Below are 16,027 nucleotides of genomic sequence, written 5' to 3' on the forward strand. Positions count from 1 at the left end.
TGACGTGCCCCCCAAGAAGTAGCCCAGTCAAAATGAGACTTCTCCGTTAAGATGGCCCGCCAGGGCCAAGGAGGAGAAGTGAGAAAGAGTCGGTTCAACGAAGAACAGATCATCGCCATCCTGAAGGAATCGGAAGCTGGGGTGGAGACCGGAGAACTGTGCCGGCGGCACGGGATCACCAAGGCGAGCTTCTATCGCTGGAAGTCAAAGTACGGAGGACTGGAGTTGAGCGAAGCCAAACGGTTGAAGCAGTTGGAAGAGGAGAACCGGCAACTGAAGCACATTGTGGCCGAGCAAACGGTAGACATCCGGGCGTTGAAGGCGGTGCTGGCAAAAAAGTGGTGAGCCCGCAGATGCTACGAGAGGCAGTGCTGGTAATGCAGGTGGAGGTGAGCGTAAGCCAGCGACGCGCCTGCGGGCTGATGAAAGTGCATCGGGCCAGCTGCCGCTATCGACGGCGGCGCAGCGAAGATCCAGGCTTACGGACACGGTTGCGCGAGCTGGCGGAGACACGACGACGGTTCGGTTACCGGCGATTGCAGGTGTTGCTGCTGCGCGAAGGCTGGCGGGTAAACCACAAACGAATCTACCGGCTGTACGTGGAAGAGAAGCTGGGACTGCGCCGCAAGCGTGGACGGAAACGGTCGGGTGTGCGCCAGCCACTGCTGGAGCCTACAGGAGCCAACCAAGTGTGGTCGGTGGACTTCATGACCGACGCGCTCAGCTCGGGACGAAGGTTTCGGATGTTGAACATCGTGGACGACTACACGCGCGAGGCCGTGGCCATCGAGGTGGATACTTCACTGGGTGGTCTGCGGGTAGCTCGAGTGTTGGAAGAACTGAAGATGCAACGCGGGCTGCCAGGGCAGATCCGCTCCGACAACGGACCGGAGTTCACCAGCCGGGCGCTGGACCAGTGGGCGTATGAGCACGGCATCCGGTGGCACTATATCCAACCTGGACGACCGATGGAGAATGGCTACGTGGAGAGCTTCAACGGGCGCTTGCGCGACGAGTGCCTCAACGAAAACTGGTTTGCCGATCTGGCTGAAGCACGGGAAACCATCGAAGCCTGGCGCCAGGACTACAACCAATGCCGGCCGCACTCGGCGCTCGGCTATCGCACCCCGGAAGAGTTTGCAGCGGCGGCGGGTGGGGACTGTGGAAAAGACGGCGGCCGGGCCGCCTTGGAAAACGCTCCGCGTTTCCCACTTTCCCACAGCCTCGATGGCTGCGGGCATCAACCTGGAAGTGCTATGCTCGAAACCCAAAGCCAGGAGAATGTCTCATTACGAATGGACTAAAGATGGGGGGCACGTCAATGCGGCGAAAGATGCCGGCAAGACCGTCAAGGACTGGATGGGCGCTAAGATCGACTGTCTGAAAAATGACATGCCCAGGCGGATGTTAGGGAATTGCTGTGTCCTGCTATGCGGCGAGACCAATGGTGTTAAATACACAAAAAAATCTAAGTCCGTGCGAGACGATTTCGGCATCAGGAAATCGCTGCGAAAAGAAGTGAGGGTGATTCTCAACCCAATTCACGACCGAATGACCAGGTATGAAATGAAGCTCAAGAGGCGTTTTTTGTCGCACGATGATCGTTGGGTGGTTTCAGTTTGGAATAGGGGCAAGGAGGATAAGAATGGCAGAGCGCGGGACGGCAGCGATCCCGCCTGGAACATATTCCGCAATGGCAAAGAGGAAGAAAATGTTGTTACCCGGTTAGACAATCAAATGAGTTTAGAGATTGGTATATTGGAAATCCCAGGAAGATAAAACACAGGGGGAAGCGCTGATCGTCCTTGTGGAATACTGCCCCTTCAGCATCATATTGATAGCCTGCGGCGTTCCCTAAATGCGTCCCTCGGCTCTGCCTTTGGCGGCAATCGTGGGGGGGCGGACTCCAGGAAGCGTGGAATGGATGCGGGCCTAAGCGGGAGTTTTGTTGGTGCTTAGGGATGACCGCCCACGGCACTGATTGAAATGGAAACGGGCTCCGACCCCGATCTGGAAAAATTGTCGTCCCAGGAATTTGAACCTGTCCGTGCAAGACCGTTAGCTTTTAAGTCGTCTCCGTGACCCTGACCGCCATTAATTTCTCCCCAGCCTTTCCCAGACCGCGAGCGATCTATTGAGTTTCAGGTCAGCGCTGTTCTCATGTGCTTTCTCCCTTTCAGCAACTCACTTTTATAGCGCCATTTTGATTGTCAGGTAAACACTTTTCTCATTAGGAACCTCAAGATTGTTCCCACTTCCTTTCCGTATTCGAAAATACGTCAGGCGGCCTCACGCCGTTGTTAGAACTGCCGAAATTATCTGTCGACGTTTGCGCCGACGCTCGCGGGGATGGAGAGTCAGAAGGTTCTGGCTCGCCCTCTGCCAGATTGTTTTAATCGCTCAGCTTATCTTTCGCTGAAATGAAATGGACATGCAGCTCCGGCGGAGGCCCTATCGTGTATTGCTCAATCGGTAATGAGTCGAACCAATTGTGAAGTTCTCTGGTTGCCCGCATATCGCCAGATGCGGCCTTGTTCATCATCTGAGTCAAAGTCGCTTCGAGCTTGGTGATGCTGCATGGGCGACCATTCTTAGTAACCCTGACACGCTCATTTACGATCTTCATAAATGTCGCCACTAAGCCTGAGGAACCTCTGGGGCGTCCTTTTCGATTTCCTGATTGGCCTTTTACGAACTGTGTGTGTTTGGGCGGCTTACCGTAACCAATGTCATATTCACCCTTATGCCTCGCCATTTGTCGCCTCCACAGCTGTTGCAAGTTCATCAAAACACTTGCCCGTTCCTGCGTGAATTGCACGATCTCCGGTATGTCGCTGCCAGCGTCTGATTGCTACATCGACATACAGCGGATCAATTTCTATCCCATGGCAGACACGTCCCACGCGCTCGGCTGCTATTAATGTGGTGCCAGAGCCAAGGAAGCTGTCAAGAACCAAATCACCCCGAGCGGAGCAGTCGAGCAAAGCATCGGCTACTAGATTTATCGGCTTACAAGTTGGATGCAGCGCGAGGAGATTCCCTTCATCACCCTGGCGCGCGAGAGTGTTTACGCCTGCATATTCCCACACGTTTGTGCGGTTACGTCCATACTGGCCTAACATGACGTTGTTGCGGTGGACCCCTCTGCCGTTGCGAAAGACAAAGACAAGCTCATGTCGGGAGCGATAGAGCGATCCCATTCCCCCGTTGTTCTTCACCCAAACGCAAACGTTAAGGAGGTCGCTGTAAGATTGATCGCCAGCGGCCATGAGCTCTTTTATGTGTCTCCAGTCCATGCAGACGAAATGAACGGAAGCCGTGACGCTGTAGAGAGTCAACAGGCGCAGGGCTGAGAGGAGAAAGGCGACGAATTCGGTCCCGCTCATCTCCCCGGCGGCCATTTTGAACTCTCGATGGTGGATCGTGCCTTTGCCGCAAACGTTACCGTCAATCTGTACATTGTAGGGCGGGTCGACGAAGACAATATCCGCGCGCCGGCCCTCCATTAATTGATTGAAAGAGCACTCCTGAATGGCGCTACCGCACAATATCCGATGCTTTCCTAGTTGCCACAGGTCGCCGGGGCCAGTAGTGGCCTGCGCGGTCTCATCGATTATGAAGTCATCGGCAGGATCATTTTTTTCTGGCTTGGGCTCTTGCAGTATCAAGTCAACTTCAGCCATCTCAAAACCAATGTCCGTGACATCCAAGTCTTCGCCAATCGTCAGCAGATACTGCAGCTCGATGGCGAGGATTTCTTCGTCCCAGCCTGCTAATTCTGCCAAGCGATTGTCTGCCAAAACGTATGCTCGAATTTCATCCTCTGTTAGGTTTTCCAGCAGGATCGTCGGTACTTTTTCAAGTCCGAGCAGCTTGGCGGCCCGGACGCGACCGTGGCCTGCGATGATTCTGTTATTTCGGTCAATAATGACAGGATTGACAAAACCAAACCTGCGGATGCTGGCAGCGATTTTGCGAATTTGCCGTTTGGTGTGCGTCCTGGCATTTTGGCAATTTTCTACCAGGGTGCTTATGAGAAGGTAAACGATAGCCAGCTCAGGAACGCTGGCTTTCAGCTGCTCTTGATTCAGTGCTTGTCGAATTTTGGGCCATAAATCTCCTCGTTGGTGGTAGCCGATCGCTGAGCTCTTCTTTCGCAAGAAGTCTCTGAGTAAGAATTATTTGGGCTGTGGCACTGAGGTTCAAGAATTACTTATTTGCGATACACTGTATTACGTACTATTAATAATATATGCCGCGATCGAAACTACACACGCCTCTCCTCCTCAATGAACCGTCGAGGGAGGACTTGGCACACATTTGCCGTGTCCTAAACGGGGAGAAACAGCCGGAGCTTCGGTTGGCTTTGAGCCGACTCATCAAATCCTGGCAAGCGTCAGGGCCAAATCTGAAGAAAATGATGCATGCGGACTTCGGGCAGTGGCGAGATGTTCAGGAGAGCTGGAAGGCGACATGGCTGCCAACTCGCACCGGAAGAGCGCACCTGCTGTTATTGCCCGACCTGCCACCAGGTCACATGAAAAAAGGACAAGACGGAGCATGTCGACCCACTCCGGAGGGCGGAGCGCTGTTGCTGTTCTATTCGCTGACACTCAATCCGGAATGGGACAGGCTGGGCGGCCCCTGTGAACGGTGTGCCAGGTATTACGTCATGAACACTGTCCGTCACAAGAAGTACTGCAGCCGCAGATGCAGCAGCTTTGCTACGGCCACCGCGTCTACTAGAAAGCGTCTGGATGAGGAGCACGCCGACAAGCTGCGGCGCGCTCAGGCAGCAGCGCAGATGTGGCCTAAAATCCGGACGATTCTTAACTGGAAACAGTGGGTATCACGTAAAGAGCCGGATATTACGCCAAAGTGGTTAACTCGAACGGTTAACAAGGGAGAGTTACGATCGCCGCAAAGCAGGAGGAAAGTATCAGGACGCTCGTCTAGTGAAATGAGAGCCAATATTGCTGAACGGCAGGGCCGGCCGGCGTAGAGCTCTTCTCGATTCCAGGCTTCTGTCACAGCGTTCCCCTTCGGTTTCGAGGAACCGTCAAAAAGGCCCTTCGCGCAGTGCACGCCAATGTAAATGACGCAGCGCGAGCCAGTTGTGTTGGAACGGAAGAGAGGTGTCTTGTTGAACCAGGGCACATACAGCCAGGCAACAGATACCACCCAACGCAGCTACGTTGTTATGAGCTGAGTCGTGTATCTGATGTTGAGTGTCGGAAGGCTGAGAGCTGTGCTCATCCTGTGTTCTGTGTCTGGCAACACAAAGATGGGGGGGAGCCGCTGGGGGTGCTCTGTTCGACTACTGCCGTCAAACCTGCCTTGTGAATGGCGCCAAACTGCTGGCCCCCGGTGAATCGCAATCCTGAGCCGGAGCGGTCGCCACTTGTCAGCGCCGACGGCTCTCCGATGTCCCGCGAGGGTGGGTTGATCATTCCGCAGTGTCGTTGTCTACTTCTATCCCCAAGAGTTTGCCCACGAGCCCCAAAATGAATCCCAGCGGATATAAGACGTAGCTGATGCGGGTGTATCGTTCATAAGATTGCTTTGCTGTGACTGCAGTACTATTCACCTCATTTGTCACATTCGCAATGAGACGATCCCGCTTTTCGAACAGGCCCCTGAACGCAATGTTCGATTTATAGTCCTCGTCGTATAGTTCCTTAGTCCATTTCTCCAACGACGACTTGGGCGCGTTTGCGGGCGAGGTCCTAAAAGAAAAGATCTTTGATTGGAGTTGGTCGCGTGTTTTCGCAATACTTTCGTTCTCTGCTTCAAGTTCTTTGATTTTAGGAGCGTACTTCTGAGACTCTCCTAAAGTAGCGGCGAGCAAGCTTGCGTTCAAAAGTGACCGATCAATATCACGTTTTGTAATTGATTGAGAGATAATCAAGTCGTTGATCTCCGCCCAAAAAAACTCCAAGTCCAGATAGTTGGCACGTTTTTGGCCAAGGTGCCAGATGCCCTCCTTTATCGTTGAGAGATCGGTCTGCAATCCCGTCATGTCATCGCGCAGCAATGTCTCTTCCTGCACTTGAGCGATTCCAGCCATGAGCTCTTTCACTTTCTCCCGTTTCACTTCATGTAAATAAAACGTCGCCGCTACCACCGCAGTACCAGCGATTGTCAAAATGACCTCTGCAATTTTTCTCTTAGGAGACTTTGTCTTTGCCATGGGGCCAGCATTATAGCCCGTCGCGTCCAAAATGCGGCTATCCGTCGCTCCAAGTAGGACGCCTCCGTCAACGCAAGAAAATGAACAAACGACTCGAATCGGGCAAATTGTTAGTCAGCTGCTTGATGCCAACATAACCGGGCAAAGTGGGTTCCGCTGGCGATTGAATGCTTTCTGGCTCAGACATTCACTGACGCAGAACTGCTCATCCTCGACAACGGAAACGACAACACTAAGGCCGTGATCCCGGAGCATCCGCGGACGACAAGGTTACATAGGTGGGAGCCGAGGAGATATGCACTCCTCGGCAGACTACTTCCGGAATAGCCCGGACTCGGGAGTAGTCCGTTTACTTCCCAAAAGCGGACTTATGGAGCACAACTCTCCTCTTTCCTGTCTCGCGGTCTCTTGGAAGGGACTTTGAGCCCAGGAGAAGCGCGCTACGAGGCTTGCGCCCTCGGGCGCCTCGTTGATTCATCCCCTTCAAATCACTATTTCAGTATGTTTAGTTGCTCAGCCAAAAGACGGCGGGCAGCCAAGCGCATTTCAGTGAAGTCCCGAACCTACAAACGGAGCAGTGGTACCGGTAAGTTGGCATAGAGGGAGATGTTCCAGGTGCTTTTTCGCTCATTGTCTGAGAACCAGGGTAACTCTTTGCGTCTGCTCCCGCTGCAGCTGAATATATTTGGGCGGCTTCTTGCCGTCCGGCCAGAAAATCTCAAGTTCAATGGTGGAGGAGCTCGGCGCGTTTGGTTCGATGATCGTTTTGATAACCTCGGACTCTTGCGTTCCGATCTTGCCAGCAAAGAGCGCCTTCAGCAGGTCTGGTGACGGCTGCTCGCTGGGAAAAGTCCCGGAGCGGAGCCATTCCTTTACATTTACCACTTTGTCCTGCTTGTTACACACTTTCCAGGCGAAGGGTTTCAAGTCGTCTTTATCGGCTCCCGCGAGGCGATACAGAAGAAGTGAATAGTAACCCCGGCGCATCGGGAAAAGTTCTTCCTGTTTTTCTGTCAATCCACCCCGCGATAGGAATCTGGCTTTGATTTCCGCGCGTGTCCCAGCTTTGCCTGCGCCAGCAGACCAGTGGCGTGATCCTGATTTACTTCGATGCGCAACTGGTAAGAATCGCGCTTTACCTGCGGACGCCGTATGACCAGCCCCAAGTCGGCTGCGCTGCGCTCGCCCTCGTGGTAGCGAGTATGGAAATTGACGCGAGCCACGAGCCCCGCCGCTTTGCTTACGTCAATCGTGTGAAGTTCCCGGATCTCCCGGCGCAAGTCCTCCAGAAACGCCTTCTCGATCTTCCGGGTATCACTGGCTTGCGCGACCGCGGCACGGAATTCGCCTGCGAAAAGAAACGTGATGAACTCCTCCGTCGGCCCGGAGTATCTCCGGACGGCATCGGCGGTCGCTTCTTCAGCTTCGCACCAGCAGCCCTGTATGACTCTGGCAACTGCGTTTAGAGGAATTTCCACCTTCGCCTCCGCAGCGCAATTTTACAGGTACTTTCTGTGATTCCGCACAGGGCAATTCAGTGGGCGATTTCGCCACAGGGTTTAGAGAAAACAAACGAACGACAAGCAAGGTTCCCGCTCCGGGTCCCCTGTCTCGCAATGAACTGCCATTTCTACTGTATACCGCCGCCAGCGACAGTTTGCCATATCCCCATACAGAGGATTCTATGAGCCTGAAACTTGAAACCACATTTCCCTGTTAGCTGCCACAATCATCCCTGATACCTCGCGCCAAAATCCCTGTTCAGTTAAGCCCCTACGCGTCACGGGTATTGTCTAAGTTGCCTGAAATGCTGACGATGGAGGGCAGTGTCGTATAATTCGGGTTCAGAAACCCAGAAATTTCCCTGTATTTTTCCCTGTTAACGGGAATTTCACGCAGAGACAGGTTCGCACCGGACTGCATCCACCGCCAGTTATTTCTTTATTTTCCAGCCGCGGATTTAATTAGTCGACGATCTTCTGCGGACGAGAGTCAGGCTGCGGACGAGAGTCAGGCCTCGCCACACTTCCAGACGCTGCCCAGGATTCACCCGGCGATTGTCGCCAAAGGGTTGAAGTCCGCGCTCAGCCGTTTAGTGAAAAACGGTGACTTGGTCTTTCGGTTTGGGCTGCATGGAGAGACGTTCAACATACGCTTTGAGCCGCGCCTCGCCGTCTTCGTGGACGAAGCCATGAAACGCCACGCCCATGCCCACGCCGGGATGCGAACTCACCGTCTGGCCGCCCACGTTGATCTCAGCGTTGTCAATCTTGATCACTAATGTGACGATCTGTCCCACCGGCAACGGTGAAAAAGTATAGATATAGCATCCTCCGATGGAAATATCGGATACCGTTCCCCAGTACCCGGCGTTGCCTTTTTCCGGATGGATCCGCACACCGGTGTCGCACGGGAAGCGCGGATGTTTGCGGCGGTCTTTGAAATCTACGGCTGCCATAGAGAACTCCTTACCGCATATTGTCCACCCATTAGACGGGGCAAGGACATTACCTAGGAGCAGGTGGTGCAGCGTCCAGGTGGGCGATGTACGAGTGAGTGGGGAAAGCCCGGCCCTTTTTCCGCCGAATCTGGCTTTATTCCACGAACCCAATTCCACGAACCCAATTCGACGAACCAAATATTCGACGAACCAAACGCGACGAATCCGCCTTCTTTTCGCAAGAGCTTCTGCTTCAAGCCGCAAGGCCGCAAATCCGCGGCAGGGACAAGCGCGCTTACATTGCGGCCCGCGTTTCCTTGGGCGGCCCGCTTTCCAGTTGTGCGATCAGCGCTTTGAGTTGCGCCACGATGGCTGCATCGCCAACCCCGGTGAATTCAATGCCCATGCCGCTGCCGGGAAGACTGGTCACCGTCCGGCCGGCGACGGCGGCGGTTGCGCCGCTTTCTGCCTGAGCTTCGGCTCCGCCGTTGTCGCTAATTTGCGTGCGGAAAAACAACATCACGGACGTCCCCGCGGGCAGCGGCGAAACGGTGGAAACAAAGCACCCGCCCAGGCAGATGTCCGCCAGCTTGCCCGGGTAGGACACGCGCTGGTTGTCCGCGCGGACCTCCACCGCCAGTTCACAGGGAAAGCGTGGATGCTTGCGCCGCTCGATAAGGGTCATAGGAGGACTAAGGTTGCGCAACGTATGGTGCTCCTGCTGCCCAAGAAAAGCAATATGGTTAGCGAAGAGTAATCAGGGCCGATTTCTCTGCAATCCTGAGCGGAGCCTCTTCAGAAATTCCATGCCATCCAGACGCGCCCATCCGCGTTTATCCGCGCAAATCCGCGGTAGGTTTTCTTTCTGGTAGAACTAGCGCAGCGCCTCTTCCACTTCGCTCAGCCAGTCCGGACGCTTCAGCACTTCGCGAGGCTTCGGCCCATCGGCCGCGCCTACGATGCCATCTCTCTCCATCAAGTCGATGAGATGCGCAGCGCGTCCGTAGCCGATACGCAACCGCCGCTGCAGCAGAGACGTGGACGCTTTCCCAAACTCGATCACCAGCCGTACGGCGTCCTGGTAAAGCTCGTCCTGCTCGTCGTCGGCGTCATCATCGTCCATGGAGCCAGTGACGGATACCTTTTCTTCTTTCGGCGCCTCCAGGAACTTCTGTTCGTACTGCGCCAAGGCTTGCGAGCGCCAGAATTCCACAACAGCATGAATTTCTTTTTCCGTGGTGAACGGCGCATGCAGACGATGAACGCGCGCCGATCCTGACGGCAAATACAGCATGTCGCCTTTGCCCAGCAGCGACTCAGCGCCATTGGCGTCAAGAATCGTACGCGAATCAATCTTCGTCGCCACGCGGAAGGAAATGCGCGACGGGAAGTTGGCCTTGATCAGCCCGGTGATCACGTCCACCGACGGCCGCTGCGTCGCCAGCACCAGGTGTATGCCCACGGCGCGCGCCATCTGCGCCAGCCGCGTGATGGACTCTTCCACGTTCGATTGGTCCAGCATCATCAGGTCGGCCAGCTCGTCAATAATGATCACAATGTAGGGCAGCGGTTTGTTGTCGGCGTCGTCCTGCTCGTCGAAAAGCCCGGGCGTTTCCCGCTCAAACAGCTTGTTGTACTGCTCAATGTTGCGGACGCCCTTGGCCGCCAGCGCCTTCAACCGGCGCTCCATCTCGCGCACCGCGTTGCGCAGCGCGTTGGCTGCCAGCTTGGGCTCGGTGATAATCGGCACGTACAGGTGCGGCACGCCTTCATAAATTCCCAGCTCCAGCCGCTTGGGGTCCACCAGGATCAGGCGCACCTGCTCCGGCGTCGCCTTATAAAGGATGGACATGATCATGGCGTTGATGGCCACGCTCTTGCCGGAGCCGGTTGAGCCCGCGATCAGCAAGTGCGGCATGGATGCCAGGTCCGCGGTGATGATGCGGCCGTTGATGTCCTTGCCCATGGCCAGCGTGAGCTTGCTCTTGGTGCCGATGAACTCCGCAGCTTCCATCACCTCGCGCAGCCAGATGGTTTCGCGCTCGTGGTTCGGCACCTGAATGCCCACGGTGGATTTGCCCGACATGCGTTCGATCAGGATGCTCTCCGCGCGCATGGCCAGGCACAGATCTTCTGACAGGCTGGTGACGCGGCTGTACTTCACGCCGGCTTCCGGCTTGAATTCATACGTGGTGACCACCGGCCCCGGATTGATCTGCGTGACCGTGCCCAGCACGTCAAATTCCGCGCATTTTTCCGTGAGCACTTCCGCCAGCACTTTCAGCTCTTCTTCATTCACCGCCTGCGAGCCTTCCGCGCGATGCAGCAGGGAAGTGGGCGGCAGCTTGTATCCGCCGGCAATCTTGGGCATCACCGTCTTGCCTTTGCGTTCCAGGTCGGCGCGCGCAGAGACGGCGGGCTCCGGCAAAGCTTCCGTGCCGATGGCGCCGGCTGTTTGTGACGCGGGCAGTTGCGACGCCGCGGCGGGCTGTGGTTCGTCGGCAAATGTGCGCTCGAAGTTGTTCGACGATGCGGGCTGCGCTTGCCGCGAATCTTGCTGTGTCGCGGCTCGCGCGCCGAGCGTCGCGCTGTTTGACGAACCATTCATCGCCGCCGCATTCCCCAGTCCGCCATTTGCAGACACGGCGACCACACGACGATCTGCTCCGCTGCGCCTGTCGGCTTCCTGCTGGCGACGGTCTTTTTCTTGCTGCGCCGCTTGCGCTTTGAGCAATTTCTTCTGCGCGCGTTTTGCCGCGCGGGCCGCGCGCCAATCCTGCAACCTCTGCCATGCCGCCAGCACAAACGCAAAGCGGCTCATAAACCACACGCGTGCCGTGGAGAAAGAAAACGCGGTGGAAAGATACAGCGCCACGGACACCACGGTCGCGCTCACAATGTAAGCGCCCACCAGGTTGAAGTAGTGCAGCAGCACGTCGCCCACAATGCGTCCCAGCAGTCCTTCCAGCGGGACGGCGCCGTGCCAGCGCATCTGCCACGGCAGCAGGGCCAGCAGCGCGGGAGCAAAGATCAGCAGAATCGCCGCGCCCAGGGCCTTGGCGCCGGGCGACGGCACTTCACGCGACCGGAACCAGCGCAAGCCCAGAAAGCCCAGCATCACCGGCATCAGGAAGACGCAGACGCCCATGCTCTGCACTAGCAGGTCGCTGATCACCGAGCCGAACAGGCCAATCCAGTTGCTCACGTGTCCCGCGGCGGCGTTAGAAGCGGAACCGGGGCCGGCGGTGTTGAATGAGGGGTCGGCCGGCGAGTAGCTCGCCAGGGCCAGGAAAAGGAGGGTCGCAGAGGCCAACAACAGGAACCCGATCAGCTCGTTGAGCCGGCGGTTCTTGGTTGGCGTGAAAGCGCGCGTAAGAAACTTCATTGAGGTGTTCCGCCCTTCAATAAGGACTTTATTTCTTTATCCTGTGTATTGAAGTCCAGAGTACACCAGAGCCAGATTATTATGGCAGAAACAAAGGGAAAAATGCGCGGGAATTCGTAGGCCTTTCGAGCTAAGGGGTGCTTAAACATGTTCCTTTGCTGGAAGGGATAAAGTCCGCCACGGAGGCACGGAGACACGGAGATGAGTTTGGGCAGGTAAGACATACCAGGGATTAACGCGGATCAGGACGACGAGATGATACGATTCGAATCATCAGCGCACGTCCGGTGACGCGGCGCGAGCTAGAGTTTTATGAAGAAAACTGACCGCAATGCGAATGGCGATATGCGCCCCGAGTATGACTTGGCCCGGATGAAGGGCGGCGTAAGGGGCAAGTATGTAAAGCGGCTGCGCGAGCGGACCAATATTGTGGTGCTGGAGCCGGAAGTTGCCGAAGCTTTTCCCAATGAACAGGCCGTGAACCAGGCCCTGCGCGGAGTCTTGAATACCACACGGGCCGTCCGTCGCACCGGCGGACTGGCGAATAAGGATCTGCATTCGCCTACTCCCAGGCGGCGTAAGAAGACGGAACCACGCCGGAGGGGCGGGAGGTAAGAGGTACGGCAGTTCCTTTTGGCTGACGATGATCAGTTCACACGGGCGGGACTGCTTTTCGCCTGGGCTCGAAATATATATTGTGGGTTGCCTGAGCAAAATGTTCGAGCGAAATTGCGCTTGCTTGAATCTCGAATTCCTTTGCGGTGCGTTCGTACACGAAGTAGGGCTCAAGTTCTCTGTCCGAAAGCAGGATCACTCTCCTGCGATGCTCTGGCTGGGCCGCTCGGCAACGGATCACCTCTTCAGGCGTGAATGACGTGGTCTTGGCAAATATTATGTAAGTCGTAAACCTCTTACCTTGCAATGCGTCTGCCACGCGCCGGAGGTTGTCGACATCTTGTTCCGTGATTTCATCATTAGTTTTTGCTTCGCCAATTGCAAGATGTACTTTGTCATCATATCCCGCGGCAACAACCACAACGTCTGTCTCGCAAGCATTAATCAGGGCCGTGACTGGCACGAGGGACATGCCGGTAGCGAAGATATGTTCCGTGCTTAAAACCGTATCAATCTGCTGCAAGGTTAACGCAACGGGAATACTGCCCTCCTGGTGGTTCTCTTTGCCAAAGAGACCTGAGCGCCGGAATGCCCAGTCTCGGTCGCGAAGGAGCGGCGTGATGTTGAATTCGGTTCCACAGTATTCACACTCAGTCTCTGTCGCAACCTCGTCTAAAGACAGCCAAAAACTAAGCTCACAGTTTGGGCATTTGAGATTCAAGCCAACACGGAACACTCCGTTCTTGAGAAGGTAAGTAAACGCGTCTTCTGGTTTGAGTTTTCTCTTTTCGCGGGCCTCGATGTACAGACTCTCGTAATCTTCAAATCGTGGCTGGTGTGTGACCGGGTCATTCTGCCCGATAATCTGAATCGCTCCTGATCTGGTGAAGGGCTGCAATGGGCCATACTGTTCAATCAGCTCTCGGATTCCGCGAATCTTGAACACTCGGCATCCCTGTAGCCCTCCCATTTGCCGTATCAGCCGACCCGCTATGAGACCGGCCTGACTTGGCACTGCTGTGATCCCGAACGCTTCGAACATCTTGGTGATCAGTTGGCGCGGCGGTAGGGCATTTATGTGTAAGTTGTTGCTCGTGACTTCGGTGATAATCCCAAGTCCGTCCCGCTGAGACCGAGCTACGTTCCATCTAAAGTGAGCATTCCGTCCGTAATACTCGTTTATCTCCGGAATAAATGGGAAATGAAAGCTAGGTTCATCCTTGCCCGATAATGCGTAAGGGTGGACGGTCACGACCACATGCTGATTGTGAAACTCGCGTTCATCGTAAAATGGCTTTTTGGGCAATTGGAAATGGGCGGACGGCACCGGCGTGCCGCTTGACACGGAGGCGAGCAAAGACTGTTGCTCCTCAATATGCATCGTGGCAGGTAGGACGTTGAGTCCATTCCACGTCGCATCCGTTACTGCGCACTGGAGTACTCTTGGTCCGAAATTCAAATCGGCGAGAGGTATATTGCCCTCTTGCCAGACTGCGACGGCATTCCTGAATCCGACCGGGTCTTCTGGTCGCTCATTTAACTTAGCCACCCAAGAGTCTTTAAACGTTCGTAGACGACCATCGTAAATTGGATCATAAAAAACCAGCTCTATATCCGAAGCGCGTAAATTCCAAAAGTTTACAATGTCGGAAAACGAACCTGCACTGCCTAAATAGACACCTGGGTCTCGCCGGTTTGGGGCGCGATCCCATTCAAGTCGATGGGCACAAATTCCAGAGGGGAATAGGACGTTATAGACTTCGTGCGGAACAGGCATTTCAGGGGCAATCTTGACGGCCTCGGCTTTGAGATTTCTTAAGACGAAGTCACGATAGTCCTTACCAATTTCTGCGGTTGTTGGATAGGATCCAAACGTTGCAAGTAACATGTCGCCAAGCGGATCATCTGGCTCCCACTCGAAAACCTTTGCTGAGATCTGCGGGATATCCTTGTCCTTTACGAACTCTTCAAACAAGTGACGCACTGGGTGGTAGATGTCCACGAAGGTTGCCAATTTGCCGCGCATGCCATCAATGAAGAGTTGTCTGTGGAGCTCAGGCCATGGTAGATGGGGAAAACGTGCAATAAAATTGGTTAGAGTATTGTCGTCGGAAGCCGCGTAGAGAGCATCAACATGGAACACCTCAATAAGTTGGTCGGCCAGATTAGTGTTGGCAGCAATAGGAATAATTGGGTTGTAGCGCCCTCCCCAGAGAGTATGAGTGAGGCGCAAGACTTTTCTGACATCTTCTAGATTGCCCTGACGCACGCACCAGCCGAAGCGCACAGGTCGATATCCCACCCGCAGATTAAGCGTATCCATAGCCCATAATCATAACCAAAGGCGAAGGCTGAGTTCCTCCGGAAAGGTCATAGAAGGACTATCTCCTCGCCGTACGGCCGTCGCGGGTTCGCAGGCGGAACGGATTAGACATAAGATATCTGCTGTGCAATGGAGCGTACGAAATGGCATATTGGCGAATGCAACTACATCCGGCCGAACCGGGCGAATCAATAAAACACTGTGTCGAGAGTCTCGCTGCTGGATATATTGGCTTGGATTTCAGCGCGGAAGTAGGCGACTTGATGCAGACTACAAAAGAGAAACTGCCGGAAAAGCAAAAAGACTACTGGGCATTTGCCCACGACATGAAAGTGGGAGATAGAGTGCTTGTGATCGCTCATCACTTTCCTTTTGCTCTAGCGAGGATTGCAGGTGAATACAACTATGTCCGACGGTTTGCTCCGGAAATTGGTGTATGGTTCCGGCATTTCCGCAAAGTTGACGAAGTTCATTTTTACGCGGATGTTAAGACAGACGTCCGCAAGTGGGATCAGCTGAAAATGACAGACACGATTTCGCCTTTGCACAATCAATCGTCTCAGTCTTATGAACTAATCGAGGAATGGCTGCAAAGGCTCGGTCAAAGCTGATGCATGTCGCTCCACTCCGTTCCGCGACAGCCTGCGGCAGCAAGGAATGATCTTTCTGAGCTTCTTTTCGCGGCCATGAATGGCCGCGCTTCCACCGGGGACTTTTCTCAACAAGCGGCATGTGAATGGCTGCGCGAAAATGAACACCTCCTCAAAGTTGCTTTGTCAAGATGTACTACTTCGTGCTGTATTCTCTTCTAGAAATCGGTTAAAATAAGCAAGCCAGTCCCAGGGCTGGAGAAGTGTAGGTCTTTGAAAACAGAAGCACTTGGCAATTAACAATTGGCAACTAGCCGAAAGACCCTGTTGCATTGCGGATGTCGCGGAGAATCAGTAGGTTAGGAAGAAATTTACTGATCGGTAAACAGTTGGGTGACCGTTGGGTCGAATGGAATAACTCCCTTTGTTTGCAACAAACGTACAGAGGGAGGGTGGGGGTGGAGTTACCAGATGGTCGTTGGCG

General features: G+C 54.7%; 11 protein-coding genes and 2 pseudogenes. 4 read left to right on the forward strand and 9 right to left on the reverse strand.

Translation table 11 applies throughout. From position 1 onward, the window contains the following. The first annotated feature begins 51 nt into the window (after positions 1-51). Both LAO20_03890 and LAO20_03895 read left to right on the forward strand, forming a co-directional pair. A pseudogene (locus LAO20_03890) lies at positions 52-1,145 on the forward strand (IS3 family transposase). 136 nt (positions 1,146-1,281) lie between these two features. After that, complete coding sequence (locus LAO20_03895; protein ID MBZ5530551.1) at positions 1,282-1,779, forward strand: hypothetical protein; 498 nt, start codon at positions 1,282-1,284, stop codon at positions 1,777-1,779. Between the two features lie 613 nt (positions 1,780-2,392). Here the strand turns inward: LAO20_03895 and LAO20_03900 are convergent. From LAO20_03900 to LAO20_03935, 8 genes are all read right to left on the reverse strand, one after another. Next, the gene (locus LAO20_03900; protein ID MBZ5530552.1) at positions 2,393-2,755 is read right to left on the reverse strand and encodes a DUF5681 domain-containing protein; all 363 of its coding nucleotides are present in this window, start codon (positions 2,753-2,755) and stop codon (positions 2,393-2,395) included. Beyond that, positions 2,742-4,076 (reverse strand): ParB N-terminal domain-containing protein, encoded by a 1,335-nt coding sequence (locus LAO20_03905; GenBank protein MBZ5530553.1) that lies wholly within the window; start codon positions 4,074-4,076, stop codon positions 2,742-2,744. The genes LAO20_03900 and LAO20_03905 overlap by 14 nt, the downstream gene beginning before the upstream one ends. Positions 4,077-5,446: 1,370 nt before the next feature. Beyond that, the gene (locus tag LAO20_03910) at positions 5,447-6,190 is read right to left on the reverse strand and encodes a hypothetical protein (protein ID MBZ5530554.1); all 744 of its coding nucleotides are present in this window, start codon (positions 6,188-6,190) and stop codon (positions 5,447-5,449) included. Between the two features lie 627 nt (positions 6,191-6,817). Next, positions 6,818-7,207, reverse strand: coding sequence for a hypothetical protein (locus LAO20_03915; GenBank protein ID MBZ5530555.1), 390 nt, complete (start codon positions 7,205-7,207; stop codon positions 6,818-6,820). Beyond that, entirely contained in the window at positions 7,204-7,668 is a 465-nt protein-coding gene (locus tag LAO20_03920) for a hypothetical protein (GenBank protein ID MBZ5530556.1), read from the reverse strand. Before LAO20_03920 ends, LAO20_03915 begins: the two co-directional genes overlap by 4 nt. Before the next feature lie 614 nt (positions 7,669-8,282). Then, the gene (locus LAO20_03925; GenBank protein ID MBZ5530557.1) at positions 8,283-8,648 is read right to left on the reverse strand and encodes a PilZ domain-containing protein; all 366 of its coding nucleotides are present in this window, start codon (positions 8,646-8,648) and stop codon (positions 8,283-8,285) included. Positions 8,649-8,925: 277 nt separating this feature from the next. Then, positions 8,926-9,315, reverse strand: coding sequence for a PilZ domain-containing protein (locus LAO20_03930; GenBank protein MBZ5530558.1), 390 nt, complete (start codon positions 9,313-9,315; stop codon positions 8,926-8,928). A 189-nt stretch (positions 9,316-9,504) separates the two neighbouring features. Then, positions 9,505-12,015 (reverse strand): DNA translocase FtsK, encoded by a 2,511-nt coding sequence (locus LAO20_03935; protein ID MBZ5530559.1) that lies wholly within the window; start codon positions 12,013-12,015, stop codon positions 9,505-9,507. A gap of 312 nt (positions 12,016-12,327) precedes the next feature. On the opposite strand from LAO20_03935, the pseudogene LAO20_03940 reads away from it, so the two are divergent. Then, positions 12,328-12,510 (forward strand): annotated as a pseudogene (locus tag LAO20_03940) (hypothetical protein). Between the two features lie 157 nt (positions 12,511-12,667). On the opposite strand, the gene LAO20_03945 reads toward LAO20_03940, so the two are convergent. Further along, entirely contained in the window at positions 12,668-14,953 is a 2,286-nt protein-coding gene (locus LAO20_03945; protein MBZ5530560.1) for a hypothetical protein, read from the reverse strand. Between the two features lie 143 nt (positions 14,954-15,096). Here LAO20_03945 and LAO20_03950 point away from each other — a divergent pair, with 143 nt between their 5' ends. Next, positions 15,097-15,564 (forward strand): hypothetical protein, encoded by a 468-nt coding sequence (locus LAO20_03950; GenBank protein MBZ5530561.1) that lies wholly within the window; start codon positions 15,097-15,099, stop codon positions 15,562-15,564. Positions 15,565-16,027 lie beyond the last annotated feature (463 nt).

This window comes from Terriglobia bacterium, assembly GCA_020072815.1.
Lineage (GTDB): Bacteria > Acidobacteriota > Terriglobia > Terriglobales > Acidobacteriaceae > Angelobacter.

Bases quoted from the DNA above. Each gene is read 5' to 3' on its own strand.
- LAO20_03895 (MBZ5530551.1), top strand. From the start codon at position 1,282: ATGTCTCATTACGAATGGACTAAAGATGGGGGGCACGTCAATGCGGCG.
- LAO20_03900 (MBZ5530552.1), bottom strand. From the start codon at position 2,755: ATGGCGAGGCATAAGGGTGAATATGACATTGGTTACGGTAAGCCGCCC.
- LAO20_03910 (MBZ5530554.1), bottom strand. From the start codon at position 6,190: ATGGCAAAGACAAAGTCTCCTAAGAGAAAAATTGCAGAGGTCATTTTG.
- LAO20_03925 (MBZ5530557.1), bottom strand. From the start codon at position 8,648: ATGGCAGCCGTAGATTTCAAAGACCGCCGCAAACATCCGCGCTTCCCG.
- LAO20_03930 (MBZ5530558.1), bottom strand. From the start codon at position 9,315: ATGACCCTTATCGAGCGGCGCAAGCATCCACGCTTTCCCTGTGAACTG.
- LAO20_03935 (MBZ5530559.1), bottom strand. From the start codon at position 12,015: ATGAAGTTTCTTACGCGCGCTTTCACGCCAACCAAGAACCGCCGGCTC.
- LAO20_03945 (MBZ5530560.1), bottom strand. From the start codon at position 14,953: ATGGATACGCTTAATCTGCGGGTGGGATATCGACCTGTGCGCTTCGGC.
- LAO20_03950 (MBZ5530561.1), top strand. From the start codon at position 15,097: ATGGCATATTGGCGAATGCAACTACATCCGGCCGAACCGGGCGAATCA.